The organism is Geodermatophilus sp. SYSU D00698 (assembly GCF_054050335.1).
In genome coordinates this window covers 259,094-285,655 of sequence record NZ_JBJGZD010000003.1, presented here as the reverse complement: position 1 = coordinate 285,655, position 26,562 = coordinate 259,094, and the positions used below count along the sequence as shown (strand labels likewise).

At 76.0% G+C, this 26,562-nt stretch carries 30 protein-coding genes; 17 read left to right on the top strand and 13 right to left on the bottom strand.

All coding sequences use genetic code 11. The features are described 5' to 3' along the window. Positions 1 to 56: 56 nt before the first annotated feature. On the top strand, positions 57 to 341 hold the full coding sequence (locus ACI8AB_RS04735; protein WP_387988361.1) for a DUF2516 family protein: 285 nt from the start codon (positions 57 to 59) through the stop codon (positions 339 to 341). Positions 342 to 363: 22 nt separating this feature from the next. Here the strand turns inward: ACI8AB_RS04735 and ACI8AB_RS04730 are convergent, their stop codons facing one another. From ACI8AB_RS04730 to ACI8AB_RS04720, 3 genes are read right to left on the bottom strand one after another with little or no spacing between them, the layout of a single operon-like run. Further along, a complete protein-coding gene (locus ACI8AB_RS04730; RefSeq protein WP_387988362.1) occupies positions 364 to 573 on the bottom strand; it encodes a PspC domain-containing protein in 210 nt (69 codons plus the stop codon). 51 nt (positions 574 to 624) lie between these two features. Continuing rightward, positions 625 to 1,482, bottom strand: a complete 858-nt coding sequence (locus tag ACI8AB_RS04725; RefSeq protein WP_456949132.1) for a spermidine synthase — start codon at positions 1,480 to 1,482, stop codon at positions 625 to 627. Further along, on the bottom strand, positions 1,479 to 2,336 hold the full coding sequence (locus ACI8AB_RS04720; protein WP_456949131.1) for a class I SAM-dependent methyltransferase: 858 nt from the start codon (positions 2,334 to 2,336) through the stop codon (positions 1,479 to 1,481). The genes ACI8AB_RS04725 and ACI8AB_RS04720 overlap by 4 nt, the downstream gene beginning before the upstream one ends. Before the next feature lie 59 nt (positions 2,337 to 2,395). Between ACI8AB_RS04720 and ACI8AB_RS04715 the strand changes: the two genes are divergently transcribed. Next, on the top strand, positions 2,396 to 3,397 hold the full coding sequence (locus ACI8AB_RS04715) for a UDP-N-acetylmuramate dehydrogenase (protein WP_456949130.1): 1,002 nt from the start codon (positions 2,396 to 2,398) through the stop codon (positions 3,395 to 3,397). A gap of 52 nt (positions 3,398 to 3,449) precedes the next feature. Here ACI8AB_RS04715 and ACI8AB_RS04710 read toward each other — a convergent pair whose 3' ends face one another. Next, the gene (locus ACI8AB_RS04710; protein ID WP_387988366.1) at positions 3,450 to 4,238 is read right to left on the bottom strand and encodes an SDR family oxidoreductase; all 789 of its coding nucleotides are present in this window, start codon (positions 4,236 to 4,238) and stop codon (positions 3,450 to 3,452) included. An 84-nt stretch (positions 4,239 to 4,322) separates the two neighbouring features. Here ACI8AB_RS04710 and mshA point away from each other — a divergent pair, with 84 nt between their 5' ends. Genes mshA through ACI8AB_RS04685 form a run of 5 tightly spaced genes read left to right on the top strand, consistent with a single transcriptional unit; the run spans position 4,323 to position 8,935 of the window. Continuing rightward, positions 4,323 to 5,651 (top strand): D-inositol-3-phosphate glycosyltransferase, encoded by a 1,329-nt coding sequence (gene mshA, locus ACI8AB_RS04705; protein WP_456949129.1) that lies wholly within the window; start codon positions 4,323 to 4,325, stop codon positions 5,649 to 5,651. A 13-nt stretch (positions 5,652 to 5,664) separates the two neighbouring features. Further along, complete coding sequence (locus ACI8AB_RS04700; protein WP_456949128.1) at positions 5,665 to 6,249, top strand: YbjN domain-containing protein; 585 nt, start codon at positions 5,665 to 5,667, stop codon at positions 6,247 to 6,249. After that, entirely contained in the window at positions 6,246 to 7,838 is a 1,593-nt protein-coding gene (locus ACI8AB_RS04695) for an MFS transporter (RefSeq protein ID WP_456949127.1), read from the top strand. Before ACI8AB_RS04700 ends, ACI8AB_RS04695 begins: the two co-directional genes overlap by 4 nt. A gap of 18 nt (positions 7,839 to 7,856) precedes the next feature. Further along, the gene (locus tag ACI8AB_RS04690) at positions 7,857 to 8,159 is read left to right on the top strand and encodes a hypothetical protein (RefSeq protein ID WP_387988370.1); all 303 of its coding nucleotides are present in this window, start codon (positions 7,857 to 7,859) and stop codon (positions 8,157 to 8,159) included. 5 nt (positions 8,160 to 8,164) lie between these two features. After that, positions 8,165 to 8,935: a phosphoglyceromutase gene (locus ACI8AB_RS04685; protein WP_456949126.1), complete on the top strand. Its 771-nt coding sequence runs from the start codon at positions 8,165 to 8,167 to the stop codon at positions 8,933 to 8,935. A 179-nt stretch (positions 8,936 to 9,114) separates the two neighbouring features. Here ACI8AB_RS04685 and phoU read toward each other — a convergent pair whose 3' ends face one another. Continuing rightward, a complete protein-coding gene (gene phoU, locus ACI8AB_RS04680) occupies positions 9,115 to 9,768 on the bottom strand; it encodes a phosphate signaling complex protein PhoU (protein WP_387988372.1) in 654 nt (217 codons plus the stop codon). A 219-nt stretch (positions 9,769 to 9,987) separates the two neighbouring features. On the opposite strand from phoU, the gene ACI8AB_RS04675 reads away from it, so the two are divergent. Both ACI8AB_RS04675 and ACI8AB_RS04670 read left to right on the top strand, forming a co-directional pair. Beyond that, entirely contained in the window at positions 9,988 to 11,214 is a 1,227-nt protein-coding gene (locus ACI8AB_RS04675) for a sensor histidine kinase (protein ID WP_456949125.1), read from the top strand. Continuing rightward, positions 11,211 to 11,891 carry a winged helix-turn-helix domain-containing protein gene (locus ACI8AB_RS04670; RefSeq protein ID WP_456949124.1) on the top strand — a complete coding sequence of 227 codons (681 nt, stop codon included), beginning with the start codon at positions 11,211 to 11,213 and terminating at the stop codon, positions 11,889 to 11,891. Before ACI8AB_RS04675 ends, ACI8AB_RS04670 begins: the two co-directional genes overlap by 4 nt. A 146-nt stretch (positions 11,892 to 12,037) precedes the next feature. On the opposite strand, the gene ACI8AB_RS04665 is transcribed toward ACI8AB_RS04670, so the two are convergent. Together ACI8AB_RS04665 and ACI8AB_RS04660 are read right to left on the bottom strand one after the other, a co-directional pair. Then, a complete protein-coding gene (locus tag ACI8AB_RS04665) occupies positions 12,038 to 12,259 on the bottom strand; it encodes a DUF3072 domain-containing protein (protein ID WP_456949123.1) in 222 nt (73 codons plus the stop codon). 10 nt (positions 12,260 to 12,269) lie between these two features. After that, entirely contained in the window at positions 12,270 to 12,488 is a 219-nt protein-coding gene (locus tag ACI8AB_RS04660; protein ID WP_387988376.1) for a hypothetical protein, read from the bottom strand. 81 nt (positions 12,489 to 12,569) lie between these two features. Between ACI8AB_RS04660 and ACI8AB_RS04655 the strand changes: the two genes are divergently transcribed. Further along, positions 12,570 to 13,583 carry a helix-turn-helix domain-containing protein gene (locus tag ACI8AB_RS04655; RefSeq protein ID WP_456949122.1) on the top strand — a complete coding sequence of 338 codons (1,014 nt, stop codon included), beginning with the start codon at positions 12,570 to 12,572 and terminating at the stop codon, positions 13,581 to 13,583. 232 nt (positions 13,584 to 13,815) lie between these two features. Here the strand turns inward: ACI8AB_RS04655 and ACI8AB_RS04650 are convergent, their stop codons facing one another. The 3 genes from ACI8AB_RS04650 to ACI8AB_RS04640 all read right to left on the bottom strand — a co-directional run bounded on the left by ACI8AB_RS04650 (position 13,816) and on the right by ACI8AB_RS04640 (position 17,762). After that, entirely contained in the window at positions 13,816 to 14,667 is an 852-nt protein-coding gene (locus ACI8AB_RS04650) for a class I SAM-dependent methyltransferase (protein ID WP_456949121.1), read from the bottom strand. Between the two features lie 10 nt (positions 14,668 to 14,677). Then, positions 14,678 to 16,849: a bifunctional MFS transporter/dTMP kinase gene (locus ACI8AB_RS04645; RefSeq protein ID WP_456949120.1), complete on the bottom strand. Its 2,172-nt coding sequence runs from the start codon at positions 16,847 to 16,849 to the stop codon at positions 14,678 to 14,680. 94 nt (positions 16,850 to 16,943) lie between these two features. After that, positions 16,944 to 17,762: a hypothetical protein gene (locus ACI8AB_RS04640; RefSeq protein ID WP_456949119.1), complete on the bottom strand. Its 819-nt coding sequence runs from the start codon at positions 17,760 to 17,762 to the stop codon at positions 16,944 to 16,946. Positions 17,763 to 17,802: 40 nt separating this feature from the next. Between ACI8AB_RS04640 and ACI8AB_RS04635 the strand changes: the two genes are divergently transcribed. Beyond that, entirely contained in the window at positions 17,803 to 18,747 is a 945-nt protein-coding gene (locus ACI8AB_RS04635) for a Ppx/GppA phosphatase family protein (RefSeq protein ID WP_456949118.1), read from the top strand. Further along, the gene (locus ACI8AB_RS04630; protein ID WP_456949117.1) at positions 18,747 to 19,592 is read left to right on the top strand and encodes a hypothetical protein; all 846 of its coding nucleotides are present in this window, start codon (positions 18,747 to 18,749) and stop codon (positions 19,590 to 19,592) included. The genes ACI8AB_RS04635 and ACI8AB_RS04630 overlap by 1 nt, the downstream gene beginning before the upstream one ends. Before the next feature lie 27 nt (positions 19,593 to 19,619). Here the strand turns inward: ACI8AB_RS04630 and ACI8AB_RS04625 are convergent, their stop codons facing one another. Continuing rightward, a complete protein-coding gene (locus ACI8AB_RS04625; protein ID WP_456901440.1) occupies positions 19,620 to 20,189 on the bottom strand; it encodes a type 1 glutamine amidotransferase domain-containing protein in 570 nt (189 codons plus the stop codon). Positions 20,190 to 20,294: 105 nt separating this feature from the next. On the opposite strand from ACI8AB_RS04625, the gene proC reads away from it, so the two are divergent. The 5 genes from proC to ACI8AB_RS04600 all read left to right on the top strand — a co-directional run bounded on the left by proC (position 20,295) and on the right by ACI8AB_RS04600 (position 24,140). Further along, entirely contained in the window at positions 20,295 to 21,113 is an 819-nt protein-coding gene (proC, locus tag ACI8AB_RS04620; RefSeq protein ID WP_387988384.1) for a pyrroline-5-carboxylate reductase, read from the top strand. A 252-nt stretch (positions 21,114 to 21,365) separates the two neighbouring features. Continuing rightward, positions 21,366 to 21,707 carry a helix-turn-helix domain-containing protein gene (locus ACI8AB_RS04615; protein ID WP_456901439.1) on the top strand — a complete coding sequence of 114 codons (342 nt, stop codon included), beginning with the start codon at positions 21,366 to 21,368 and terminating at the stop codon, positions 21,705 to 21,707. 301 nt (positions 21,708 to 22,008) lie between these two features. Beyond that, positions 22,009 to 22,107 (top strand): 30S ribosomal protein bS22, encoded by a 99-nt coding sequence (locus tag ACI8AB_RS04610; protein ID WP_012854759.1) that lies wholly within the window; start codon positions 22,009 to 22,011, stop codon positions 22,105 to 22,107. A 10-nt stretch (positions 22,108 to 22,117) separates the two neighbouring features. Further along, positions 22,118 to 23,236 carry an NAD-dependent epimerase/dehydratase family protein gene (locus ACI8AB_RS04605; protein ID WP_387988385.1) on the top strand — a complete coding sequence of 373 codons (1,119 nt, stop codon included), beginning with the start codon at positions 22,118 to 22,120 and terminating at the stop codon, positions 23,234 to 23,236. After that, positions 23,229 to 24,140, top strand: coding sequence for a lysophospholipid acyltransferase family protein (locus ACI8AB_RS04600; protein ID WP_456949116.1), 912 nt, complete (start codon positions 23,229 to 23,231; stop codon positions 24,138 to 24,140). Before ACI8AB_RS04605 ends, ACI8AB_RS04600 begins: the two co-directional genes overlap by 8 nt. Before the next feature lie 194 nt (positions 24,141 to 24,334). Here the strand turns inward: ACI8AB_RS04600 and ACI8AB_RS04595 are convergent, their stop codons facing one another. Beyond that, the gene (locus ACI8AB_RS04595; protein ID WP_456949115.1) at positions 24,335 to 25,249 is read right to left on the bottom strand and encodes an HAD family hydrolase; all 915 of its coding nucleotides are present in this window, start codon (positions 25,247 to 25,249) and stop codon (positions 24,335 to 24,337) included. A 94-nt stretch (positions 25,250 to 25,343) separates the two neighbouring features. Next, positions 25,344 to 26,537 (bottom strand): DUF5667 domain-containing protein, encoded by a 1,194-nt coding sequence (locus ACI8AB_RS04590; protein WP_456949114.1) that lies wholly within the window; start codon positions 26,535 to 26,537, stop codon positions 25,344 to 25,346. Between the last annotated feature and the right edge of the window lie 25 nt (positions 26,538 to 26,562).

The window sequence follows — 26,562 nt, the reverse complement described above, 5'->3', positions numbered from 1 at the left end:
TGGGACGTCCCCCGCGGGGGAGGCAGTGACGGCGTCCCGGCGGGTACCCTCCGGGCATGGGGTTCGACTGGGCCGTTCTCGAGGGCCTGCGGCTGGTGTTGCTGGCCGTCGCGGCCTGGGCGTTCGTCGACGCCGTCATCCGCCCGGCTGCCGGCTACGTCGCCGCCGGCAAGCTGAGCAAGCCGGCCTGGGCGGCGATCACCGCGCTGGCCGCGGTGGTCATCTACCTGCAGGGGCCGATGACCTTCCTCGGCCTGCCCGCGGTGATCGCCACCGTCGTCTACCTGGTCGACGTGCGGCCCGCGGTCCGCGGCGTGCAGCGGGGCAACAGCAGCTGGTGAGCCGGCCCGCCGGGTCGGCGGGTCACCAGCGGTCGTCCGCGGGCATCAGCACCCACAGGACGAGGTACGCGATGAACTGCGGCCCCGGCAGGATGCACGAGACCACGAACGCCAGCCGCAGGGCGCCGGTGGAGATGCCGTAGCGGCGGGCGATCCCGGCGCACACGCCGGCGATCATCTTGTTGCGGGTGTCGCGGGCGAGACGGCGCGGGGCCGGTGCGGGGTACGTCATGACCCGACACTAGGCGCGGCCGGCCGCCCCGGACATCGGGGAAGACCCTGGTCAGCGGCCGAAGACCCCTGGGGGAGGCTCCGGTGAGGGCACCGCGCCGTCGTCGTGCACCGGCTGCGCCCTGCCGGTGAACCGGGCGAGGTCGGGGCCGGTCACCACCCGCGCCGGCATCGGGTCCCCCGCGCAGCGCCGGGTCAGCCCGGCCACCGGCAGCTCCGCGTCGGAGGCCACCGCGACCAGGTTGCCGAACCGCCGTCCGCGCAGCGTGCCCGGCTCGGCCAGGACGGCGACGTGCCGGAAGACGGCGCACAGCGTGGCCACCTGGCCGCGGGCGAAGCGCAGCGGCGGGCCGTCGGCGACGTTGGCCGCCAGCACCCCGCCCGGCCGCAGCACCCGGTGCACCTCGGCGGCGTACTCGACCGTCGTCAGGTGGGCGGGGGTGCGGGCGCCGGCGAAGACGTCGCTGACGACGACGTCGGCGCTCGCCGTCGGCAGCGCGGCCAGGCCGGCGCGGGCGTCGGCGGCGCGCACCCGCACGCGGGCGCCGCGGGGCAGCGGCAGGTGGGCGCGGACCAGGTCGGTGAGCCGCTGGTCGAGCTCCACCACCCGCTGCCGCGAGCCGGGGCGGGTCACCGCCACGTAGCGGGCGAGCGTCAGCGCGCCGCCGCCGAGGTGGACGACGTCGAGCGGCTCGCCCTCCGGCGCGGCGAGGTCGAGCACGTGACCCATCCGGCGCACGTACTCGAACTCCAGGTGCCCGGGGTCGTCGAGGTCGACGTGCGACTGCGGCGTGCCGTCGAGCACCAGCACCCAGGAGCCGTCGCGGTCGGCGTCGCCGAGCAGCTCGGCGGTGCCGCCGTCGACCTCGGTGGGGCCGGGCGGGAGCACCTCCGGCCGGGGACGCCTCACGCCGGCGCCACCGCCGACCAGCGGACGGTGAGCTCGCCGTGCCGCCAGCGGCGGCTGCTGCCGACCAGCGGCCAGCCGTCGTCGGCCAGCGCCTGCACCGCGGCGGTCCAGCGCTGCCGCGGTCCGAACGTCGACAGGCCCGCCGCCGAGGCCCACGCGGCGTCCAGGGCGCGCAGCAGCGCGTGCACCGGGCGGCCGGGGACGTTGTGGTGGATGAGCGCCTTGGGCAGCCGCTCGGCGAGGTCGGAGGGGCGCTCGAGGTCGGCGACCCGCGCGGCCAGCGTGAGGGTCAGCGGCCCGTCGGCGTCGAGGGCCACCCAGGTCGCCCGCCGTCCCCACTCGTCGCAGGTGCCCTCGACCAGCAGCCCCCCGGGGCCCAGGGCGGCGCACATCGTCTCCCACGCCCGCGCGGCCGACGCCTCGTCGTACTGGCGCAGCACGTTGAACGCCCGCACGAGGACCGGCTGCAGCCCGGCCAGCTCGAACCCGCCGACGCGGAAGTCGACCCGGGGCGGGTCGCGGTCCCCGGCGACGGCGGCGACGCGGTCCGGGTCGATCTCGAGGCCGACCACCTCGAGCCCCGGGACCTCCGGGCCCAGCCGCTCGGCCAGCTCCAGCGTGGTGACCGCCGAGGAGCCGTAGCCGAGGTCGACCACCAGCGGGCGGGCCGCGTCGCGCAGCCGCGGCACCTGGGTGGCGACCAGCCAGCGGTCGACCCGGCGCAGCCGATTGGCGTTCGTGGTGCCCCGCGTGGGCAGGCCCAGCGCCCGCGCGCGGCCGGCGGCCAGCCGGGGGTGGGCCTTCCTCGGCGCCAGGTTCGCCCGGCGCTTGTGCTCGCTGCCCCCGTCGCTCACCGGCCCCGAGGGTAGTCGCCCTGCCCGGCGGGCTCGCGCGCCGCGGCTACCGTGGGCTGGTGCTCCTCCGCTCCGACGCCCGTCTCGCCGACCTCACCACCCTCGGCGTCGGCGGCCCCGTCGAGCGGCTGGTCGAGGTCACCGACGCCGCCGAGCTGGTCGCCGCCGTGCGGAAGGCCGACGAGGCCGGGCGGCCGCTGCTCGTCCTCGGCGGCGGGTCGAACCTGGTCGCGCCCGACGAGGGGTGGGCCGGTGACGTCGTCGCGGTGCGCAGCCGCGGGGTCGAGCGGCGCGGCGACGTCCTCGAGGTGCAGGCCGGCGAGGACTGGGACGACCTCGTCGCGCTCACCGTCGCGCAGGAGCTCGCCGGCATGGAGGCGCTGTCGGGCATCCCCGGCTCGACCGGCGCCACCCCGGTGCAGAACGTCGGCGCCTACGGCCAGGAGGTCGCGCAGACGATCACCGAGGTGCGGGTGTACGACCGCGCCGAGAAGCGCGAGCGCACGCTGACCAACGCCGAGTGCGCCTTCGGCTACCGCGACAGCCGGCTCAAGCGCGAGCCCGGCCGGTTCGTCGTCCTCACCGTGACCTTCGCGCTGGACGCCGGGCCGCTGTCCCGGCCGGTGGGCTACGCCGAGCTGGCCAAGCGGCTGGGCGTGGACCTCGGCGGGCGCGCGCCGCTGGCCGACGTCCGTGCGGCGGTGCTCGAGCTGCGCCGCGGCAAGGGGATGGTCGTCGACCCCGCCGACCCCGACACCCGCAGCGCCGGGTCGTTCTTCACCAACCCGGTCGTCCCGGCGGAGCAGGCGGTGCCCGGCTGCCCGAGCTGGCCGGCCGGGGACGGGCTGGTCAAGCTCAGCGCGGCGTGGCTGGTGCAGTCGGCCGGCTTCGGCCGCGGCACGCGCGAGGGCCGGGTCGGGACGTCGTCGCGGCACAGCCTCGCCCTGACCACCGAGCCCGGCGCGACGGCGGCCGAGCTCATGGCCTTCGCCGACCGCGTCGTCGCGGCGGTCCGCGAGCGCTTCGGCGTCACCCTGGTCCCGGAGCCCACCCGGCTGTAGGCCCCGACCCGCGCACCCCGGACCCCGACGCCGTCGCAGCCTGCCCGCGGGCTCAGTCGGACTCGCGGTGCACCTTGTGCTGGGCGGCCTGGGCGCGCGGGCGGACGACGAGCAGGTCGACGTTGACGTGGTGCGGGCGGGTGAGCGCCCAGGCGACGCAGTCGGCGACGTCCTCGGCCACCAGGGGCCGGCGCACGCCGCGGTAGACCGACTCCGCCCTCTCCCGGTCGCCGACCCGGTTGAGGGTGAACTCCTCGGTCTTGACCATCCCGGGCGCGATCTCCACGACCCGGACCGGCTGGTCGTACAGCTCCAGCCGCAACGTCTCGGCCAGGGTGTGCACCGCGTGCTTGGCCGCCGTGTACGACGCCCCGCCCTCGTAGGAGACCAGCCCCGCGGTGGAGCCCATGAACAGCAGGTCGCCGGCGCCGGACGCGACGAGCTTGGGCAGCAGCGCCTTGGTCAGCCGGACGGTGCCGAGCACGTTCACCTCGTAGGTCCGCGCCCAGGAGTCGAGGTCGGCCTCGGCCACCGGCGCGGCGTCGAACGCCCCGCCGGCGTTGTTGACCAGCACGTCCACGCGGTCCAGGGCGGCGGCGAACGCCTCGACCGACGCCGGGTCGGTGAGGTCCAGCGGCAGCGCCCGGGCGCCGATCCGCTCGGCGAGCGCGGTCAGCCGGTCCAGCCGCCGGGCCCCCACGACGACGTCGAAGCCCTCGGCCGCCAGCCGGGCCGCGGTGGCCGCGCCGATGCCGCTCGAGGCGCCCGTGACGACGGCGGTGCGGCCGGTCCCCGGCAGCGGCCGCGGGCCGGAGGAGGAGATCTCGGCAACACCGGTCATGTGGTCATCCTGACCCTGTTGCAGGATGGGGAGTCGACAGGGGTGCCGCACCGGCACCCGGGGCGGCGAGGCGGGAGGTCGTGGGTGCCTGCTCGCCGCCTCCTCCCTCCGCGCGCGCCGCGGCGGGTGGCGACCATCTCGGTGCACACCAGCCCGCTCGACCAGCCCGGCGCCGGCGACGCCGGGGGCATGAACGTCTACATCGTCGAGGTCTCCCGCCGGCTGGCCGCCCGCGGCATCGCCGTCGACGTGTTCACCCGCGCCACCTCCAGCGACCTGCCGCCGGTGGTCGAGATGAGCCCGGGCGTGACCGTGCGGCACGTCAGCGCCGGGCCGTTCGAGGGCCTGGGCAAGGAGGAGCTCCCCGGCCAGCTGTGCGCCTTCACCGCCGGCGTGCTGCGCGAGGAGGCCCAGCACGAGCCGGGCCACTACGACGTCGTCCACTCGCACTACTGGCTCTCGGGTCAGGTCGGCTGGCTGGCGCGCGACCGCTGGAACGTGCCGCTGATCCACACCGCGCACACCCTCGCCAAGGTGAAGAACGCCGCGCTGGCCGACGGCGACCGGCCCGAGCCGCGCGCCCGCGTGATCGGCGAGGAGCAGGTGGTCGCCGAGGCCGACCGGCTGGTGGCCAACACCGACGAGGAGGCCGACCAGCTCGTCGAGCACTACGGGGCCGACCCGCGCCGCACCCTCGTCGTCCCCCCGGGCGTGGACCTCGACCGGTTCGTCCCCGGCGACCGCACCGCCGCCCGCCGCGCGCTGCGCCTGCCCGCCGACGCCGTCGTGCTGACCTTCGTCGGCCGCATCCAGCCGCTCAAGGCGCCGGACCTGCTGCTGGCCACCGCCGCCCGGATGCTCGCGGACGACCCCGCGCTGCGCTCCCGGCTGCGGGTGCACGTCGTCGGGGCGCCGAGCGGGTCGGGCCTGGAGGCGCCGCGGCAGCTCGAGGAGCTCGCCGCGCACCTGGGCATCGCCGACCTGGTGCGCTTCCTCCCGCCGCAGCCGCCCGACCGGCTGGCCCTGCACTACCGCGCCGCCGACGTCGCCGTCGTCCCCAGCCACAACGAGTCCTTCGGTCTGGTCGCGCTCGAGGCCCAGGCCTGCGGGACGCCGGTGGTCGCCGCGTCGGTCGGCGGCCTGCGGACGGCGGTCCGCGACGGGGTGTCCGGCGTCCTGGTCGACGGGCGGGACCCGGGCGCCTACGCGGCGGCGGTCCGCGCGGTCCTCGAGCGCCGGCAGCTGATGGGCGCCGGTGCCCGCCGGCACGCCGCGGCCTTCTCCTGGGACCGCACCGCCGACGCGCTGGTGGCCGCCTACTCCTCGGCCGCCGCCGAGATGGCCGCGGCCGCCCGGCGCAGCCGCACGCTGGGCTCGCTGCGGCCGGTGGCCGGGACGCAGGTGGCCTGGTGAGCGAGGGGGCGCGGTGAGCGACGGGACCGGGGAGGCGCCCTCCACCCGCGCCGACGTCGTCGCCGCCCTGGACGCCGTCGTCGACCGCACGCTGCGCGAGGCCGACCTGGTGCACGAGCACCCGGCGCCCGGCCGCTGGCTGGTCGACCTCCCGGGCACCAAGAAGCTCAAGACGGTCTGCGGGCTCATCGTCGGCGAGCACGCGCTGCGGATCGAGGCGTTCGTCTGCCGCCAGCCCGACGAGAACCGCGAGCAGCTGTGGACCTACCTGCTGCAGCACAACGCGCGCATGTACGGCGTCGCCTACTCGGTCGACCGGGTCGGCGACGTCTACCTCACCGGCCGCGTCCCGCACGCCGCGGTGACCCCGGAGGAGCTCGACCGGCTGCTCGGCGCGGTCCTCAGCTACGCCGACGACCACTTCAACACCATGCTCGAGATCGGCTTCGGCACCTCGATCCGCCGGGAGTGGGAGTGGCGGGTCAAGCGCGGCGAGTCGCTGCGCAACCTGGAGGCCTTCGCCGCCTTCGCCCAGCGGGGCACGACCCGGCGACCGGCCGACGGCGGGGGAGCGTCCTCCGCGGACGACGGGGGATGACCACCACCGGGCGGCCCGCGGCGGCGCCGGCCGTCGAGGAGCGTCCCGGCTACGCCCGGCGGTGGTGGGTGCTGGCCACGATGACCGTCTGCCTGCTCGTGGTGATCACCGGCAACACGACGCTCAACGTCGCCATCCCGACGCTGCAGCGGGAGCTCGGCGCCACCCAGGGCGAGCTCCAGTGGGCCGTCGACGCCTACATCGTGGTCTTCGCCGGGCTGCTGTTCTCCTGGGGCGTCATCGGCGACCGCATCGGCCGCCGCCGTGTGCTGCTGATCGGTCTCGCGGTGTTCGCCGGCGGCTCGGTGCTGGCCGCCTCCTCCGACAGCCCGCTGGAGCTCATCGCGTGGCGGGCGGTCATGGGCGTCGGCGGGGCCGCGGTGCAGCCGACGACGCTCGCCGTCATCACCAACGTCTTCCCGCCGGCCGAGCGCGGCCGCGCCATCGGGATCTGGGCGGCCACCGCCGGGCTCGCCGTCGCCGGCGGCCCGCTGGCCAGCGGTCTCGTGCTGACGCACTTCTGGTGGGGCGCGATCTTCCTCATCGGCGTGCCGGTCGCCCTGGTCGGCGTCCTCGGCACGCTCGCGTTCGTGCCCGAGTCGCGGGACCCCGACCCCGGCCGGCTCGACCTCCCGGGCGTGCTGCTGTCGATCGCCGCGCTGGCCGGGCTGGTCTACGGGATCATCCACGGCGGCTCGGGCGTGGGCTGGGGGACGCCCGGGGTGCTCGTCCCGCTGGTCGGCGGCGTGCTGCTCGTGGTGCTGTTCGTCTGGCTGCAGCGGCGCTCGACGCACCCGGCGCTCGACGTCTCGCTGTTCCGCAACCCGGCGTTCTCCGCGGCCGCCGCCGCGCTGGGCCTGAACTTCTTCGCCCTGATGGGCGCGACCTTCTACCTCGTCTACTACCTGCAGGGCGCCCGCGGCTACGACCCGCTGCAGTCCGGCGCCGCGCTCATCCCGGTGGCGCTGGGCATGGCGGTGATGGCGCCGCGCAGCTCCCGGCTGGCCGAGCGGTTCGGCGCCAAGGCCGTCTGCGCGACCGGTTTCGGGCTCATCACGCTGTCGTTCCTGGGCTTCCAGCTGCTCGACCAGGCCGCGCCGCTGTGGCTGCTGCTCACCACGCTGACGGTGCAGGGGCTGGGCATGGGCGCGGTCATGGCCCCGGCCACCGAGTCGATCATGTCGGTCGTGCCGCGGGAGAAGGCCGGCGCGGGCGCGGCGGTGAACAACACCGTCCGCCAGGTGGGCGGGGCGCTCGGCGTCGCGATCCTCGGCTCGGTGCTGGCGACCGCGTACGCGGCCAACGTCCGCGGCGCCGTCGACGTGCTGCCGGCCGGGCTGCGCGACGAGGCGAGCACCTCCGTCGCGGCGACCCTAGAGCTGGCCGGGGCGACGGCGGACGAGGCGCGGGCCGCCGGCGACGCCGAGCTCGCCGCGGCCGCCGACGCGCTCGCCGACACCGCCCGTGACGCGTTCGTCGCGGCGATGCACCTGACCGCCGTCGGGACCGCGGCGGCCGCGGCGGTCGCTGCCGTCGTCGTCCTGGTGTGGCTGCCCGGGCGACGCGAGACGGGCGCACGGGCGACCTGACGGGCCTAGCGTGGGTGCGTGCAGGAGCCGCCCGCCGCGCAGGAACGGCTGGGCCGCGCGCTGATCGGCGTGGTCGCCGCGTCCGGCCTGGTCTACCCGCTGCTGCTGTGCGCGGTGCAGCTGGTGCTGGCGCAGCTGTTCGTCGTCGACGTCGCCGCCACCGCGCTGTGGCTGGCGGTCGCGCTGACCTGCAGCGTGGCGCTCGTCGCCGCCGTGCGCTGGGGTGCCGCCCGCCGGGTGGTCAGCCCGTGGCTGCTGCTCGGGCTGGTCCCGCCGGTGCTGTACGAGGCCTGGGTGCTCTGGCCGCTGCTGGCAGGATGACCGGTGTGACGACGTCTGTCGAGAACGCGCCCGGAACCCTCGTCCTGCTCCGCCACGGCGAGAGCGAGTGGAACAAGGCCAACCTGTTCACCGGCTGGGTGGACGTCGAGCTGTCGGAGAAGGGCCGGGCCGAGGCGGCCCGTGGCGGGCAGCTGCTGGCCGAGCACGGCCTGCTGCCCGACGTGCTGCACACCTCGCTGCTGCGGCGGGCGATCACCACCGCGGAGCTGGCGCTGGCGGCCGCCGACCGGCAGTGGATCCCGGTGCGCCGCTCGTGGCGGCTCAACGAGCGGCACTACGGCGCGCTGCAGGGCAAGGACAAGGCGGCCACCCTCGCCGAGTACGGCGAGGAGCAGTTCATGACCTGGCGGCGCTCCTACAGCACCCCGCCGCCGCCGATCGAGGCCGGCAGCGAGTTCTCGCAGGACGCCGACCCGCGCTACGCCTTCCTGCCGCCGGAGGTGCGGCCGGCCACCGAGTGCCTGGCCGACGTCGTCGTCCGGATGCTCCCGTACTGGTACGACGCGATCGTCCCGGACCTGCGCAGCGGCGCCACCGTGCTGGTGGCCGCGCACGGCAACAGCCTGCGGGCGCTGGTCAAGCACCTCGACGGCATGGGCGAGGACGAGGTGGTCGGGCTGAACATCCCCACCGGCGTCCCGCTGCGCTACGACCTCGACGCCGACCTGCGGCCGGTGAAGCCGGGCGGGGAGTACCTCGACCCCGAGGCCGCCGCGGCCGCGATCGAGGCGGTCAGGAACCAGGGCAAGAAGTAGCGAGCGACAGCGAGCTCGTGCTGACGAGTGGGGGCCGGAGGCCTCCGCGAGGGAGCGCGGTCGGTGCTCCGCGCGACTGACACCGCACGTGGCCGCGGTGGGAGCCCGGTAGGGCGACGACGTGCAGAGGGCCTCCCCACCGCCGGCGGTGGGGAGGCCCTCGTGCGTGTGGGGTGGGGTCAGACCGCCTGCATGTCCCGCTCGCCGGTGACGAGGAAGACCACCCGGCGGGCGACGCTCACGGCGTGGTCGGCGAAGCGCTCGTAGTAGCGGCCGAGCAGGGTGATGTCGATGGCCGACTCCATGCCGTGCGTCCAGCCGGGGCTGAGCAGCTCAGTGAACAGCTGGCGGTGCAGCTGGTCCATGAGGTCGTCGTCCTTCTCCAGCTGCGCGGCGCCCTCGACGTCGAGCTTGGCGATGACGGCGCCGACCTGCGTGACCAGGCTCTGCGCGACGTGGCCGGCCTCGAGGAAGATCGGCCGCACCTCGGCGGGGACGGCGGACTCCGGGAAGCGCATCCGGGCGAGCTTGGCCACGTGGACGGCGAGGTCACCCATGCGCTCGAGGTCGCCGACGATCCGCATCGCCGTGGTGACCGTGCGCAGGTCGGTGGCGACCGGCTGCTGACGGGCGAGCAGGGTGAAGCAGCGCTCCTCGATGCTCTCGCGCACCGCGTCGATGTGCTCGTCGCCGGCGATGACCAGGTCGGCCAGTGCGACGTCGGCGTCGAGCAGCGCGGTCGTGGCCTTGTTCATCGCCGACCCGACGGAGTTGGCCATCTCCACCAGGCAGTGGTTGATGTCCTCGAGCTCTTCGCGGTAGTGCTCGCGCACGGGTCCTCCTCGTCGGCCGGCCGTCCACCGGGTACCGCCGTCCGGACACCGTCTGCTCGGTGCGCCGTCCTGACGGTTCGAGGGTAGGCGGTGAGGAGACACCGGACGGGCCCGATCGGTGAACGTGGGGGCACCCCAGCGTGAACAGTCCCCCTACCCGGTCGCGGCGCCACTCACACGGGGGATGACCGGGTCCGGACGCGGCCTAGCATCGGCCCCGTGAGCACGCTGGTCGCCCTCGGGGCCGGCTTCGTCGTCGGCGCCGTCGTGGCGGCCGTCGTCGTGCTGCTCGCCCGCCGGCCCGCCGACGGGACCGAGCGCCCCGGCGACGACGCCGCCCGGACCGCACCCTCCGAGGCGCTGCTCGCCCGCCGGCTGCTCGACCTCATGGACCCCGCGGTCCTCCTGCTGGACAAGGACGACGCCGTCGTCGTGGCCAACCCGACCGCGCGCGGGCTCGGGATCGTCCGCGAGCGCCGGCTCGTCGTCCCCGCGCTGCAGGACCTCGTGAAGGAGGTCCGTCGCCGCGGGCACCGGCGCTCGGACGTCAGCCTCCCCGGCGAGGTCGTCGGCGGCGGCACGCGGCTGGTCGGCGCGCACGGCGTCCGGCTGGACACCCCGCCCGGCGAGGTCGCGCCCTCGGCCGTCCCCGGCCCCGTGGCGCTGGTCCTCCAGGACGTGACCGAGGCCCGCCGGGTCGAGGCGGTCCGGCGCGACTTCGTCGCGAACGTCGGGCACGAGCTGAAGACGCCGGTCGGCGCGCTGGGCCTGCTCGCCGAGGCCATGCAGGGCGCCGCCGACGACCCGGACACCGTCCAGCGCTTCGCCGCGCGGATGGCGCACGAGGCCGACCGGCTGGCCCGGCTCGTGCGCGAGCTCATCGACCTGTCCCGCCTGCAGGGCGCCGAACCGCTGCCCGAGCTCGTGCCCGTCGACGTCGACACGGTGCTCGCCGAGGCCGTCGACCGCACCGGCCTGGCCGCGGCGGCCAAGGGCATCACGATCGCCGTCGGCGGCGCCCACGGGCTGGTCGTGCGGGGCGTGGAGGCCCAGCTGACGACGGCGGTCACCAACCTGCTGGCCAACGCGGTCGCCTACAGCCCCGAGAACACGAAGACCGCCGTCGGGGCGCGGGCGCGCGGCGGGTTCGCCGAGATCGCCGTCACCGACAGCGGCATCGGCATCCCGCGGGCCGACCGGGAGCGGGTCTTCGAGCGCTTCTACCGCGTGGACCAGTCGCGGGCCAGCAGCACCGGCGGCACCGGTCTGGGCCTGGCGATCGTCAAGCACGTGGCCAGCAACCACGGCGGTTCGGTCAGCGTGTGGAGCGAGGAGGGCCTCGGCTCCACCTTCACGCTGCGCATCCCCCTGGCGGTCGAGGACCGCCGCGAAGCTCCCGGCGCGGCCGCTGGCGCCGCGCCGGTCCTCCAGGAAGGACGGTCATGACCCGAGTGCTCGTGGTGGAGGACGAGGAGTCCTTCTCCGACGCGCTGTCCTACATGCTCGGGCGGGAGGGGTTCGAGGCGGTCGTCGCCGCGACCGGCCCCGACGCCCTGGCCGAGTTCGACCGCGCGGGCGCCGACGTCGTCCTGCTCGACCTCATGCTCCCCGGCCTGCCGGGCACCGAGGTGTGCCGGGCCCTGCGTTCCCGCAGCAACGTCCCGATCATCATGCTCACGGCCAAGGACTCCGAGGTCGACAAGGTCGTGGGCCTGGAGCTCGGCGCCGACGACTACGTCACCAAGCCGTACTCGGCGCGCGAGCTGGTCGCCCGGATCCGGGCGGTGCTGCGCCGCCGCGGCGACGTCGACGCCCCCGCCGACGGCGCGCTGGAGGCCGGCCCGGTGCGGATGGACGTCGAGCGGCACGTGGTCGCCGTCGACGGCGAGACGGTGGCGCTGCCGCTCAAGGAGTTCGACCTGCTCGAGCTGCTGCTGCGCAACGCCGGCCGGGTGCTGACCCGCGGCCAGCTCATCGACCGCGTGTGGGGCTCGGACTACGTGGGCGACACCAAGACCCTCGACGTCCACGTCAAGCGGCTGCGCGCCAAGATCGAGCCCGACCCGGCCAACCCGAAGCACCTCGTGACGGTGCGGGGTCTGGGCTACAAGTTCGAGCAGTGACACGGTCGGCCCACCGGCCTCCACCGCGGCCAGGACGGGTGGCCGGCCGCCGCTGAGCCGCTTCCCGTCGCCGCGAGGGAGGACCCTGCGGGCCCTCCGCTCCCGGCGACCGCCACCGGCGTCCGTCGAGGAAGGGGCCGGCGGGGTCACTGACCCCGGCCGGTCTCCTCCTGGAGCTCGTCGATCTTCCGGGACGCGTCGGCCTTCGTGATGTCCTCCGGCACGTCCTCGCCGGCCTGGCGGGCCAGCGTGCCGAGGTAGCTCTTCTGCGCCCCGGTGGCGGGCTCGTCGCCGGTCACCCAGTCCGACGGGTCCTTCTCGGCGGTGGGGTCGTCGGCCTGGCCGGTGTTCGCGTTGGATTCGCTCATGTGTTCGATCCTAGGCGTGGGTGAGCTCCGCCGCAGGTCGAGCGGCCTGGCCGGCCGCGGCGGCCCGCGCGGCCTCCCAGCGCCGGCCGGTGCGGTAGACGTGCACGCTCCCGCAGGAGGGGCACTCGACCGCCAGCGCGATGTGGGTCGGGTGGTTGACGACCGACCGGATGCGCCGTTCGGCGACCAGCTCGTCGGTCCGGGTCACGGGGCAGGTGATCAGCAACATGGGACGAGCGTGCTCCGCGTCTGCACCCGGGACGAGTGGCAGGGGTGACATGGATCGCGTCTTTCCTGCCATCATGTCTGCGTGACCGAACCCGACCGCCCGCTCGTCGTCAGCCTGCTCGCCGGGGACGGCGTCCTCGGCGCCTTTGGCCTGGGCGTCGCCGCCGAGGTCTTCGGCTACGACTACCGCCGCTTCGGCATGCCGCGCTTCGACTTCGCGATCGTCACCGACCGGCCGGGCGTCGTCCGCACCGACACCGGGCTGTCGCTGTACGTCGAGCACGGCCTCGAGCGGCTGGCCGTCTCCGACATCGTGCTGGTGACCGCGTGGGAGAAGCTGTCCGCGCCCGTCCCGCCGGCGGTCCTCGACGCGCTGCGCGCCGTGCACGCCCGCGGCGCCCAGATCGTCAGCCACTGCACCGGCGCCTTCGTCGTCGCGGCGGCCGGGCTGCTCGACGGCAAGCGCGCCACCACCCACTGGCGGTACGCCGGCGAGCTGGCCGCCCGGTACCCGTCGGTCGACGTCGACCCGCGGGTCCTCTACGTCGACGAGGGCCGGATCATCACCGGCGCCGGGACGGCGAGCGGCGTGGACGCCCTGCTGCACCTCGTCCGCCGGGAGTGGGGCGCCGCGGCGGCCAACGCCCTGGCGCGCGAGATGGTCGTGCCGCCGCACCGCGACGGCGGGCAGGCCCAGTACATCGACGAGCCGGTCGCCCGCTGCGAGGACGACCTGCTCGGCGTCGTCCTGGACTGGGCCCGGGCGCACCTGGCCGAGGACATCAGCGTCGAGGCGCTGGCCCGGCGCGCGCTGATGAGCCCGCGCAGCTTCGCCCGCCGGTTCAAGGCCACGACGGGCACGACGCCGCACGCCTGGCTGCTGTCCCAGCGGCTGGCCGCGGCCGAGGCGCTGCTCGAGGAGAGCGACGCCCCGGTGGAGGAGATCGCCCGGCTGGTCGGCTTCGGCACCGCCGCCGGGTTCCGCGAGCAGTTCAGCCGCCGCCGCGGCGTCTCACCGCGGGCGTACCGGCAGACCTTCCGCACCGGCGGCGCCCGGGTCGAGCTCGTCCCGGCGGGCGAGGACCCCGCCGCCTAGGAACCCGCCGCCCAGGACCCACCGCCCAGGACCCCGCCGCCCAGACGGGTCCGGCCGCCGAGGTCGTGGGTCCCGAACTGCAGGACGGCACCGGCGAAGCGGTCCGCGAGGCCCCGGTCCCGGAACACGGTGACCGCGCCGTCCGCCCCGCTCGGCGGGGGAGCCCGGCTCCGGCTCGTGCCTCACCGGGTCCGCGGGCACCAGCCCGTCGAGACCCGCCCGCACGTGCGCGTCAGGCCAGGGGGACGGGGCGCGCGACGCCGACCAGGGAGTCCAGCCGGCCGGCGTTGCTCGGCGCGAGCGGGCTGCGGACCACCCGCGTCAGCGCGAACCCGGCGCGGGCCAGCAGCATCGCGTGCGTGCGCGGGGTGAAGTGCCAGATGTGCTCGGCCGGCTTCAGCGTCCACCAGCGGGTGCCGAGCAGCCGCGCCGGCAGCGACGAGACGTAGGGCGTGGAGAACAGGACGACGCCGTCGTCGGCCACGAGGGAGCGGGCGGTGCGCCAGAAGTCGAGCGGGTCGGGCACGTGCTCGACGGTGTCCCACGCGCAGACGACGTCGAAGCCCGGCTCCAGCGGCGCCTCGGCGAGCTGGCCGCAGAACACGTCCAGGCCGAGCACCTCGGTGGCGTGCTTCGCCCCGGTGCGGGACAGCTCCACCCCGCTGGTCCGCCAGCCGGCCCGGCGCGCGGCGTCGAGGAACAGGCCGTAGCCGGCGCCGACCTCGAGCAGCCGGCCGCCGGCGGCGCGGCCCCGGACCCGGTCGAGCAGCGCGAGCCGCCCGGCGGTCCAGGTGCGCTGCAGCAGCATCGCGGGGTCGAGCCGGCGGGGCTCCTGCGCCGCCCCGTCGACGGCGCTGCCGTACACGCCGCCCTCGAAGTAGCCGACGTCGTCGTAGAGCCGCTGCAGCGCCTCCGGCCGCAGCCGGGGGCTGACGAACACCAGGCCGCAGGACGGGCAGCGGACGACGCCGAACGGGGAGAGGTCGTGCACGAGCCGGCCGGGGACGCCGCAGAGGCAGCACCCGACCGCCTCGGTGTCCTCGGGCGTCCATGTCACCGGGCCGGGGGTCACCGGGGCGCTCACGCCGGTCAGCCTACGGAGTTCCGGTGATCCCCCCGGTACCGGTCCGCGCTGCGCCGACGGGCGGGTCGGCCGCGCCGGCGGCGCCGTCGGGACGCTCGCCGAGCTCGGGATAGCGCTGGGTGACCAGCGTGGTGATCTTCCGCCGCACCGCGCGCGACACCAGACCGTCGCCGTCCGGGCCCCCGTCGGCGCCGAGCAGCTCGCCCGGTACGACGACGTAGCGGTCGGGCGCGGCCTCGGCCTGGGCGAGGAACGCCGCGCGCACCGCGTCGGCGTCGGCGTCGACGGGACGGGCGGTGACGGCGGAGTCGACGACCACGGTGAGGTCGGGCAGCAGGCCGCGGGTGGCCCACAGCGAGGTGCGGAAGATGCGGTCGGCGTCCAGGCCCTGCCCGGCGCCGTGGAAGGCGATCGAGGTGTCCACGTAGTGGTTGCACACCACGACCTCGCGCCGCTGCAGCGCCGGCCGGATGACCGTGGCCACGTGCTCGGCGCGGTCGGCGGCCGCCAGCAGCGCCGCGGTGTAGGCGGCCACCGGGTGGCCCTCGCCGTCGGTCGCGCCGGGCACCCCGGGCGCCGGCGGGTAGAGCAGCGTGCGGACCTGCCGGCCCAGCGCCGTGTCGCTCGGCTCGTGCGTGGCCACCACCGGGCAGCCGCAGTCGCGCAGCACCTGGGCGAGCTCGGCGGTGTACCGGCGGGTGAGGTCGCGGTCGGCGCCCTCGACGACGACGAACAGGCCGGTGCCGCTGGCCGAGGCCGACAGGATGTCCGAGCTGCCCCACAGCAGCCGGAACACGTCGCGGGGTCGGGTGCCCGGCCGGCCGCGCGGGACGACCTGGCGGACGGCGTAGGCGCTCACCAGCAGCGCGAGGACGCCGCCGATCAGCAGCGTGAGGCCCGGCCCGGTGAGGCTGAGCATCAGCTCGCCCACGCGCAGGTCGTGGTTGCCGAGCAGGCCCGCCAGGCCCGGGCCGACGGCGACCGACAGCAGCAGGACGATGCGCACCGACGACACGACGAAGGCGAACACCCGGCCGCGCAGCCGGTCCTCGACCTCGTAGCCGATGAGCGTGTAGCCGATGATCCAGGAGATGCCGGCGAACAGGCCGACGAGGAACGCCGCCATGGTGGCGAGGACGAAGTCCTGCAGCAGGGACATCGCCAGCAGCGCGATCCCGGCCAGGCCGATGGAGCGGGCGAACAGGCTGCGCCGGGGGACCGTGGGCAGGATCCGCGGCCCGACCAGCATGCCGAGGGCCAGGCCGGTGAAGACGATGCCGAACACCACGCCGTAACCGGCGGCGCCGGCGTCCAGGGTGGCGATGTAGAGCTGCGCCACGCCGATGATCAGCCCGCCCGCCCCGAACGCGCCGATGACGCCGACGTACAGCGCGCGCATCAACGGCTGCCCGCGCAGGAAGGAGACGCCCTCGACGACGAGGGAGAACACGTTCGACGACGACTGCCGGTCGACGGGCGTCCGCGGGATGAGCCGCCGGGACAGGAGCACCGTGGTGGCCGACAGGGCGAAGCTCGCCGAGTTGAACAGCAGGGCGACGACGATCGCCGTCCGCGCGTCGCCCGCCTCGCCGCTGCCGGGGAACACGCGCGCGACGGTGGACAGCAGGGCGAACAGCAGCGACGCCACCGGCACCGCGCCGTAGACGCTGAACAGCGACACCTGGTTGGCCACGGCCAGCCGCTCGCGCGGCACGATCGCCACCCAGATCGCCTGCTTGGCCGGGTTGGTGAACAGCCCCACCGCCTCGACGAGGAACTGGGCCACGTAGAGCCAGGTCAGCTCGTAGCTGAAGGCGATCGACAGGTACAGCGAGCAGGCCAGCAGATCGCCGACGACGACGGTGGTGCGGCGGTCGAGCCGGTCGGCCAGGGCGCCGGCGATCGGGCCGAGGAGCAGGTCGGGCAGCAGCCGGGTGAGGATGACGCCGGAGATCGCCGCGCCCTGGACGCCGAGCGACTCGTCGCGGGTGAGCTGCTGGGCCATCGCCGTGGTGGCCAGCAGGCCCAGCCAGTCGCCGAGGCTGGAGACGGTGATCGCCGCCCACATGCGGCGGAACACCGGGATGCGCAGGAGGACCAGCAGCGCGTTCTCCTGCGCCCGCCCGCTGGCCGACGACCCCGCCGGGCGCGCGCGGGGGCTCGCCGCCTGTCCGTCGCTCACAGTCCTCGCCGTCCGGTCGTCGCGGTCGTCCCCAGCAGGGTAGTGGCGGGCGGTGTCGATCCGGCCCCCGCCGCACCCGGGCGGGGGAGTGCCCTCAGGCGCCGGGCCGCAGCCGGGGCAGCGGGAGGGGCACAGGCGCCGGGCTGGCCGGGTGCGGGGCGACCAGGCCGAGGTCCAGCCGGGCCTCGGTGAGCCGGCGCAGCTCGGCGTAGGCGGCCGGGCCGAGCAGGCTGGTGAGCTCGGCGGCGTAGGTGACCACCAGCGGCTCGGGGGAGACGTGCGCGGCCGGCGAGCCGGTGCACCACCAGTGCAGGTCGGCGCCGCCCGGGCCCCAGCCGCGTCGGTCGAACTCGCCGATCGTGCTGACCAGGACCGTCGTCCCGTCGGGCCGCTCGACCTCCTCCTGCTCGCGGCGCACCGGCAGCTGCCAGCAGACGTCGGGCTTGGTGAGCAGCGGGTGCAGCCCCTCCCGCAGCGCCATCCGGTGCAGCGCGCAGCCGGTGCCGCCCGGGAAGCCGGGGCGGTTGAGGAAGACGCAGGCGCCGTCGACCAGGCGGGTGCGCAGGGAGCGGACGCCGCCCTCCTCGGGGGCCGCGTCGTCGGCGGAGTCCTCCTCGGTCCAGGCGCCGCGGCCGAGCGGCGCGAGCTGCCAGTCCTCGTCGGCGAGGTCGGCGACGGCGGCGGTCACCCGGGCGAGGTCGTCCTCGTCGCTGAAGAACGCGCCGTGGCTGCAGCAGCCGTCGTCGGCCCGGCCCTCGACGACACCGGCGCAGCCGCGGCCGAACACGCAGGTCCAGGCCGAGGACAGCCAGGTCAGGTCGGCGCGGACGACGTGCCGCGGGTCGGCCGGGTCCGGGAACTCGATCCACTCGCGGGCGAAGTCCGGGTCGACCTCCGGCGGTACGTCCTGCACCGGTCCAGCCTAGGGACGGCCCGCCCGGCAGACTGACCGCATGCGGCTCGGGGTGCTGGACGTCGGCTCGAACACCGTCCACCTGCTCGTGGTGGACGCCCACCGCGGCGGCCACCCCACCCCGACGTACGACGACCGCGCGGTCCTGCGCCTGGCCGAGCACGTCGGCAAGGACGACGTCCTCTCCAGGACCGGGGAGAAGGCGCTGGTCGCCGCCGTGCGCAAGGCCTGCCGGCGGGCCGAGGAGCAGGGCTGCGACGAGGTCCTCGCGCTGGTCACCTCGGCCATCCGCGAGGCGGTCAACGGCATGGAGGTGCTCGACCGCGTCCGCGCGGAGACCGGCGTCGAGCTGCAGGTGACCAGCGGCGAGGAGGAGGCGCGGCTGACCTTCCTCGCCGTCCGCCGCTGGTACGGGTGGAGCGCGGGCCGGCTGCTGGTCCTCGACATCGGCGGCGGCTCGCTGGAGCTGGCCAGCGGCGTCGACGAGGACCCGGACGTCGCGCTGTCGGTGCCGCTGGGCGCCGGGCGGATGACCCGCCGCTTCCTGCAGGACGCCGCCGAGGGCGGCCGGCCCGACCTGGCCGCCCTCGGCGCGCTGCGCGAGCACGCGGCCGACGTGCTCAAGCCGGCGGCGAGGAAGCTGCGCGGCGCCGGCGCGCCGGACCTCGTGGCGGCGACGAGCAAGACCTTCCGCACGCTGGCCCGGCTGACCGGCGCGGCGCCCTACTCGGCCGGCCTGCGGGTGCCCCGCGAGCTCACCCTCGACGGCCTCGGCCAGCTGATCGGCTTCGTGTCCCGCATCGAGGCGCGCAGCCTCGCCGAGCTGCGCGGCGTGTCGCCCGACCGCGCCCACCAGGTGCCGGCCGGTGCCGTGGTGGCGCAGGCGGCCATGCAGGCGCTGGAACTACCCTCCGTCAAGATCTGTCCGTGGGCGCTGCGCGAGGGCGTCATCCTGCGGCGACTGGACTCCTTGGGAGGCGCGTGATGGCACAGCCCCGCAGGGACCCCGATCCCGGGCGCGGCCCGGAGACCGGCGGCCGGCCGCTGGCCGACATCCTGCGCGAGGCCGGCATCGAGGCACCGCGCAGCGTGCGCCGGCGCCGCGGCGACACCGGTGACATCCCGATCAAGCAGCGCCGCCGGGACCCCGACGCCGAGGACGGCCCCAACCCCGGCCGCCGCGCGGGCGACACCGGCCGGGTCCCCGGGGCCGGCCGGCCGTCCCCCGACACGGGGCCGGTCGCCGACACCGGCCGCCCCGCGCGGGACCGGGCGGCGGAGAAGGCGGCCGCCCGGGCCGAGAGGGCGGGCAGGGCCGAGAAGGCCGCCGAGAGGGCCGGCAGGACCCGGGACACCGGCCGCGTCGCGGGGGCGCCGGCCGGGGACGGGCGCGGACCCGCCGAGCCGTCGACCGCGGCCATCCCGGGCATCCGGCCCTCCCGCAAGCCCGGCGTCCCCGGCGCCCCGGCGGAGCGCGCGCCCGCCACCGGCCCGATCCCGGTCGCCCGCGGCGGGGAGACCGAGGTCCTCGACGAGCCGCTCGGCGCCAAGGAGGGCGCACTGGCCTGGCTGCGCTTCGCCGGTGAGCTGGTCCTGGCGCTGGCCGCCGGCGTCGGCATCTACTTCCTGGCCACCGTCGTCTGGGAGCAGGTGCCGCAGGTCGCGGTGGTCCTCGCCCCGCTCGCGGTGACCGGCCTGGTCGCCGGCGTGGGCGCCTGGCGGCAGCGCACCGGCCGCGAGCCCACCGGGCTGCGGCTGGTCGCCGTCCTCGTGTTCGCCGGGACGCTGCTCACCATCGCCCCGGCCGCCGGGCTGCTCGCCGGCACCTGAGGGGCCGCCGGGCAGCCCGGCGGCGCGTCACTCGTCCTCGTCGTCCCCGTCGGCGCCGGCCTGGCCGAACTGCTCGACGATCGCCGCGGTGAACGCGTCGAGGTCGTCGGGCTCGCGGCTGGTGACCAGGTTGCCGTCGACGACGACCTCCTCGTCGACCCACTTCGCGCCCGCGTTGCGCAGGTCGGTCTGCAGCGACGGCCACGACGTCATCCGCCGGCCCCGGACGACGTCGGCCTCCGCCAGCACCCACGGCGCGTGGCAGATCGCCGCGACCGGCTTGTCCGCGTCGAAGAACGCCTTCACGAAGGCGACGGCGTCGGCGTCGGCCCGGACGAAGTCGCCGTTGATGACGCCGCCGGGCAGGACCAGCGCCGCGTAGTCCTCGGGGTCGGCCGAGGCGACGGTCGTGTCCACCTTCCTCGTGTCGCCCTTGTCGATGTGCTGGTACATCGTGATGCTGCCGCTCTCCAGTGACACCAGCTCCGGCTCGGCCCCGGCGTCCTCCAGCGCCTGCCACGGCCGTTCCAGCTCGACCTGCTCGACGCCGTCGGTCGCGAGCACGGCCACTTTCATCCCGTCCAGTTCTCCTGCCATGCGGGCGCGGCTACCCGGCACCGGGAGGCGGCACACCCGCGCGCACTACCGTCCGACGCGGGGTCGATGCGGCGTCCGGCGCACACCGAGAGCTGGGAGAACGGGATGGCACAGCGGCAGGGCCTGGCGGTCTACGGCGGCGGCAAGATGGGCGAGGCGCTGCTGGCCGGGCTGGTGAAGAGGCAGGGCCCGGACGGTGTGGTCGTCTGCGAGCGGCACCCGGAGCGTGGCCGCGAGCTCGCCACCCGCTACGGGATCGACGTCGTCGGGATCGAGGAGGCGGCCGCCCGCGCGCGGGTGCTGCTCCTGGCGGTCAAGCCGCAGGACCTGCCGGCGCTGCTGGAGCGGCTGGCGCCGTCGGTGGACCCCGGGCACCTGGTGGTGAGCATCGCCGCCGGCATCGCCACCGCCACCATCGAGGCGGCGCTGCCGGCCGGCGTGCCGGTGGTGCGGGTCATGCCCAACACCCCGGCGCTGGTCGACGAGGGGATGAGCGTGCTGTCGGCCGGGGCGTCGGCGGGCGAGGCGGAGCTGGACGAGGCCGAGGCGCTGCTGTCCACCGTCGGCCGGGTGGCGCGGGTGCCCGAGTACCAGCAGGACGCGGTGACGGCGCTGTCCGGCAGCGGGCCCGCCTACTTCTTCTACCTCGTCGAGGCGATGGTCGACGCCGGCGTGCTGCTCGGCCTGCCGCGGGCGCTCACCACCGAGCTGGTGGTGCAGACGGCGCTGGGGTCAGCGGTGATGCTGCGCGAGTCGGGGGAACACCCGGCCCAGCTGCGGGACGCGGTGAGCAGCCCCGGCGGCACCACCATCGCCGGCATCCGGGAGCTCGAGCGGCACTCGGTGCGCTCGGCGCTCATCGCGGCCATCGAGGCGGCCGCCCGGCGCTCGGTGGAGCTCGGCCGGACCGACGGGAGCCGGTGACGGTAACCCGCCCGTGACCGGAGTGGGGGGACGCTGCGTCACGGTGTCGACACGGCGACGTGGAGACGCGCCGATACGGCTGTGAAGCGAGTTGCATAGGTGTAGTTCTGCCAGGGACGGACCGTTCCCCGTGTCCGTTTCTTCCATCGCTTCCGTCACGCGGGTCCCCCTACTCTCTGTGTCAGCACGTGCGTGTCCCGTAGTCGGTGGGGAAGCCGACGCCCGACGCGTGCTAGGTCCGGAGAGCTGATCATGACCATGCCCCAGCGCACCAACGCCGCCTACGTCCGCCCGGCCGTCCCCGGCCCGCGGCCCATGGCCCGCCCGATGCCGGCCGCCGCCGTCGCGCGCCCCGTCGGCCCGGCCCACCCCGCCGCGATGCCCGTCGGCCGCCCGGCCGTCCCGCAGCCGCGCGCCGCGGTCACCTTCCTGACCGTCGCCGAGGTCGCCAGCATGATGCGCGTCTCCAAGATGACCGTGTACCGCCTCGTGCACGCCGGCGAGCTGTCCGCCGTCCGCGTCGGCCGCTCCTTCCGCGTCCCCGAGCGCGCCGTCCAGGACTACCTGCGCGACGCCTACACCGACATCGCCTGACGGAGGACCTCCCTGCCCCACGCCTCGCTCCGTTCGGCGCGGGCCCCGGCAGGAAGGGCGTTCCAGCACCTCGCCAGGCCCCCGCAGAGGGGGCCGTTCCACCCCCTCGCCAGGGGGAGATCCACCCGGCCCGGTTCCCGCGGCAGCGTCGCCGCGGGGGCGCCGGGTAGGCTCGGGCGCCGAGCGACACCCCGGCCCCGGCCGGAGCCGTCGCACACGAGCTGATCCACACTCGCGTGGCGTCCGGTTCCGAACCAGCGGTCCCCGGCGCGACACGCGGCAACGACGTCGGGAGCAGGACATGGGTTCGGTCATCAAGAAGCGCCGCAAGCGGATGGCGAAGAAGAAGCACCGCAAGCTTCTGAAGAAGACCCGCGTGCAGCGTCGCAACAAGAAGTGAGCTGACGCTCGTGCCGCCTGCCGTCGTCCTCGTCACCGGTGTCAGCCGGTGGCTCGGGGGTGCGCTGGCGGCCGAGCTCGCTCGCGACCCGTCCATCGACCGGGTCATCGGGGTCGACACCGTCCCCCCGTCGGCGGAGCTGCTCCGCCGCCTCGGCCGCACCGAGTTCGTGCGTGCCGACATCCGCAACCCGCTGATCGGCAAGGTCATCAGCACCGCGGCGGTCGACACCGTCGTGCACATGAACATCAGCTCCACGCCCGCCGGGTCCGGCGGGCGGGGGCCGATGAAGGAGCTCAACGTCATCGGGACGATGCAGCTCCTCGCCGCCTGCCAGCGCGCGCCCTCGGTGCGCCGGCTGGTGCTCAAGTCGACCAGCGCCGTCTACGGCGCCTCCCCGCGCGACCCCGCCGTCTTCACCGAGGCGATGCAGGCGCGCCGGGTGCCCTCGGGCGGGTTCGCCAAGGACAGCCTCGACATCGAGGGCTACGTGCGGTCCTTCGCGCGCCGCCGTCCCGACGTCGGGGTCGCCGTCCTGCGGTTCACCAACTTCATCGGCCCGCGCATCGACTCGGTGCTCACCGGGTTCCTGCGCATGCCCGTCGTCCCCACCGCCCTCGGCTACGACGCGCGCGTGCAGCTGCTGCACGAGGACGACGCCCTCGGCGTGCTCACCCGCGCCACGACCGGGGACTTCGCGGGGACGGTGAACGTCGGGGGAGGGGGCACGTTGCTGCTGTCCCAGGTCATCCGCCGGCTGGGCCGGCTGCAGCTGCCGGTGCCCTCGCCGGCGCTGGGCTCCCTCGGCCGGCTCACCCGCCGCTTCGGCTACGTCGACTACTCCCCGGAGCAGATGCGCTTCCTCAACTTCGGCCGCGTCGTGGACACGACCGTGCTGCGCACCGAGTTCGGCTACACCCCCCGCTACACCACCGCCGAGGCGCTGGCCGACTACGCGCGCACCGTCCCGCCGGTGGTCCCGCCGGCCCTCGTCGGCGAGGCGACCGACCGGGCCCGCGGGCTGGTCGCGCGGGCCGGGTCGGTCGCCTCCTCCGTGGGGACGACGGTGCAGGGCCGGTTGCGGCCGACGCCGGCCCCGCCGGGACTGCGGGCGGTGCGCGATGCCTGAGGCCCGCGTCATCCGGCTGCGCCCCGACGACGACGGCCGGCCGCACGTCCCGCCGCCGTCGGACCCGAGCTGGGACGAGCAGGTCGCCGGCGGCCTGGAGTTCCTCCGCCGCCGCCTGACCGGCGAGTACGAGACGGACGAGTTCGGCTTCGACACCGACCTCACCGACCACGTGCTGCTGCCGGTGCTGCGGCCGCTGTTCAACCGGTGGTTCCGCGTCGAGACCCACGGCATCGAGAACGTGCCCACCGACGGCGGGGCGCTGGTGGTCGCCAACCACTCCGGCACGCTGCCCGTCGACGCGCTCATGGCCACCGTGGCGCTGCACGACGACCACCCGGCGCAGCGGCGGTTCCGGCTGCTCGGCGCCGACCTGGTCTTCGACCTGCCCTTCGTCGGGTCGCTGGCCCGCAAGTTCGGCGCCACGCTGGCCTGCAGCGAGGACGCCGAGCGGCTGCTGTGCGCCGACGAGCTGGTGGGCGTCTTCCCCGAGGGGTTCAAGGGCATCGGCAAGCCGTTCCGCGACCGGTACACGCTGCAGCGGTTCGGCCGGGGCGGTTTCGTCACGGCGGCTCTGCGCACCGGCAAGCCGATCGTCCCCTGCGCCATCGTGGGCGCCGAGGAGATCTACCCGATGGTCGGCAACGCGAAGACCCTCGCGCGGCTGCTCGGGCTGCCGTACTTCCCGGTGACGCCGACCTTCCCCGCGCTCGGCCCGCTCGGGCTGGTGCCGCTGCCGTCGAAGTGGCTGATCGCCTTCGGCGAGCCGATCGAGACGGCGCACTACGGCCCGGCCGCCGCCGAGGACCCGATGCTGGTGTTCAACCTGACCGACCAGGTCCGGGAGACCGTCCAGCACTCGATCTACCAGCTGCTCCTGCAGCGCAGGTCCGTCTTCAGCTGACGTCGTCGGCCTCCGGCCGACACCGCGGCCACGTGCCGTCCCCCTGCCGCGGGGAGCCCTCCCTGCCGCTCGGTCGCGGGAGCCTGCGGCACCTCGCGGGGCGCGTCACGTCGGCATCCGCGAGCGCGTGCGTCCCCGGCCCAGCGGCCGCGGCCGCGTGTTCCTCGTCGGGGGACCCTCCGGGCCCCCGCTCCTCAGAACGGCCAGGCGTTGCGGCGGCGGAGGGCGACCGCGCCGCCGACGACGCCGCCGGTGACCGCCGCGGCCGCGACCGTGGGGACGCCGATGCGGGCGGCCTTCCGGCCGGTGCGGAAGTCGCGGACGGTCCAGTCGCGGGAGCGGGCGACCGCGCGCAGCTCGGTGTCGGGGTTCACCGCCACCGCCGTCCCGGTCAGGGTGAGCATCGGCAGGTCGTTGGCCGAGTCGCTGTAGGCGGTGCAGCGGGCGAGGTCCAGGCCCTCCCGCTCGGCCAGCGCCCGCACCGCCTCCGCCTTGGCCTCGCCGTGCATGAGCTCGCCGACCAGCCGGCCGGTGTAGCGGCCGTCGACCACCTCGGCGACCGTGCCCAGCGCGCCGGTGAGCCCCAGCCGGTGGGCGATGATCCGGGCCAGCTCCACCGGTGTCGCGGTGACCAGCCACACCCGCTGGCCGGCGTCGAGGTGCTGCTGGGCGAGGTTGCGGGTGCCCGACCAGATCCGGTCGGCCATGAGCTCGTCGTAGATCTCCTCGCCGGCGTCGACGATCTCGGCGACCTCGCGGCCGGCGACGAAGGCCAGCGCGGTCTCGCGGATGGTGTGCATGTCGCCGGCGCTCTCGTTGCCCGCGACGCGGAACTTGGCCTGCTGCCACGCGAAGCGGGCGATGTCGCGGGAGGTCAGGTACTTCCGCGAGGCCAGGCCGCGGGCGAACCAGAACAGCGAGGCGCCCATCATCATCGTGTTGTCGACGTCGAAGAACGCGGCGGCGGTGCGGTCGGCCACCACGGCCGGGACGGGCTCGACCTCCGCGGCGGCCGCGGACGCCGCGCCGGCGACGTGCGCGCGGATCTCCTCCTCGGACGGCGCCCCGCCGTCCTGCCTGCGGCGGCCGCGGAACGGCAGACCCGGCACGGGCTCCCTCCCCTGGGGTGGTCCCTCCGCCCTGGGGCGGTACCCGACCGACCCTATCGGCCGCCCGCCGGGGCCCCCGACCCGGACCGGGGCCTCAGCAGATGATCGGCCAGAGGCAGATCGGCAGCGGGGTGTCCAGGACCGGGGGCGGCGTGGTGGTCGACGGCACGGACGGCTGACCGCCGCCCCCGGGCAGCGGGAGCGGCGGCAGGGGCAGGCCCCCGCCGGGCACGGGCGGGGCCGTCGTCGGCGCGGTGCCGCCGGTCGGGACGCTCCCGCCCCCGGAGCCGGTCGGCGCCGCCGGGCCGCTGCCGGTCGACGGCGCGGGCGGCGCGCTCGAGGGCGCCGTGGTCCCCGAGCCGGCCGTCGGCGGGGCCGGCTGCGTCGACGGCGCGGCCGGCTGGTCGGGGGTCGGGGCGCCGGGGCCGGCCGGTGCGGGCGCCGTGGTCCCCGAGCCGGCCGTCGGCGGGGGAGGGGTGGCCCCGCAGGCGACGGGCAGCGGGCCGAACCGGTCGGCGCCGGAGACGGCGGGGCCGGCGGGGCAGTCGAGTGCGGTGCGCAGCTCCGCGGCGCGGGTGCCGACCTCCGAGACCACCTCGAGCGAGCGGGTGGCGGCGGTGCCGGCGTCCGCGGGCAGCGCGTCCTGCAGGCCGGCGAGGCCGGAGCCCTGGTCCTCGGCCCAGCCGGCGAGCACCGCCAGGGGAGCGGCATCGCGGCCGGCGACGGCCTGGGTGAGCACCAGGGCGGCGCCCTCGGTGGTCTGGGCGTCCATGGTGGCGAGGGTGTCGACGACCAGGCCGGCCGGCGGCGTGGCCGCGCCGTCCTCGACCAGGTCGCCGAGCTCCTGCAGCCGGGTGGTGGCGAACTCCAGCAGCGTCAGGCCGCGCTCGTCGCCGGCCAGCGCGAGCTGGGTCTGCTCGGTGCCCCGCTTCAGGGCGTAGAGCGCGTCGCCGGGCTCGGCGTCGGTGGACAGCGCGACCAGGGACCCGAGCGCGGTGACCGCCAGCGCCGCGCCGGCGACCCCGGCGGTCAGCCGGGACCGCCACGCCGGGCGGCCGGGCGCCGGCCGGGCGGCCCACAGCCGGGACAGACCCCGACGCGGCTCCGGCGCCGGCGAGCGGACGGCGGCCATCGCCACCAGCCGGGCGCGGGTGGCCGCGCGGAAGTCGGGCGCGGGCTCGTCGTCGAGGTCCACGGCGAGCGCGCGGAGCCGGTCCTCGAGGGCCGCCTCCCGCTGCCGCGCGGACGCACGGCGGGATGCTCCCGCGGCGTCGTGCTCGGCGCTCACCTGGGTCCTCCGGTCTGTCGGTCAG

Excerpts from the sequence above, each read along its gene's own strand:
- ACI8AB_RS04735 (WP_387988361.1), top strand. The coding sequence starts at position 57 with ATGGGGTTCGACTGGGCCGTTCTCGAGGGCCTGCGGCTGGTGTTGCTG.
- ACI8AB_RS04730 (WP_387988362.1), bottom strand. The coding sequence starts at position 573 with ATGACGTACCCCGCACCGGCCCCGCGCCGTCTCGCCCGCGACACCCGC.
- ACI8AB_RS04710 (WP_387988366.1), bottom strand. The coding sequence starts at position 4,238 with ATGACCGGTGTTGCCGAGATCTCCTCCTCCGGCCCGCGGCCGCTGCCG.
- ACI8AB_RS04695 (WP_456949127.1), top strand. The coding sequence starts at position 6,246 with ATGACCACCACCGGGCGGCCCGCGGCGGCGCCGGCCGTCGAGGAGCGT.
- ACI8AB_RS04670 (WP_456949124.1), top strand. The coding sequence starts at position 11,211 with ATGACCCGAGTGCTCGTGGTGGAGGACGAGGAGTCCTTCTCCGACGCG.
- ACI8AB_RS04665 (WP_456949123.1), bottom strand. The coding sequence starts at position 12,259 with ATGAGCGAATCCAACGCGAACACCGGCCAGGCCGACGACCCCACCGCC.
- ACI8AB_RS04660 (WP_387988376.1), bottom strand. The coding sequence starts at position 12,488 with ATGTTGCTGATCACCTGCCCCGTGACCCGGACCGACGAGCTGGTCGCC.
- ACI8AB_RS04635 (WP_456949118.1), top strand. The coding sequence starts at position 17,803 with ATGCGGCTCGGGGTGCTGGACGTCGGCTCGAACACCGTCCACCTGCTC.
- ACI8AB_RS04630 (WP_456949117.1), top strand. The coding sequence starts at position 18,747 with ATGGCACAGCCCCGCAGGGACCCCGATCCCGGGCGCGGCCCGGAGACC.
- ACI8AB_RS04625 (WP_456901440.1), bottom strand. The coding sequence starts at position 20,189 with ATGGCAGGAGAACTGGACGGGATGAAAGTGGCCGTGCTCGCGACCGAC.
- proC (WP_387988384.1), top strand. The coding sequence starts at position 20,295 with ATGGCACAGCGGCAGGGCCTGGCGGTCTACGGCGGCGGCAAGATGGGC.
- ACI8AB_RS04615 (WP_456901439.1), top strand. The coding sequence starts at position 21,366 with ATGACCATGCCCCAGCGCACCAACGCCGCCTACGTCCGCCCGGCCGTC.
- ACI8AB_RS04610 (WP_012854759.1), top strand. The coding sequence starts at position 22,009 with ATGGGTTCGGTCATCAAGAAGCGCCGCAAGCGGATGGCGAAGAAGAAG.
- ACI8AB_RS04600 (WP_456949116.1), top strand. The coding sequence starts at position 23,229 with ATGCCTGAGGCCCGCGTCATCCGGCTGCGCCCCGACGACGACGGCCGG.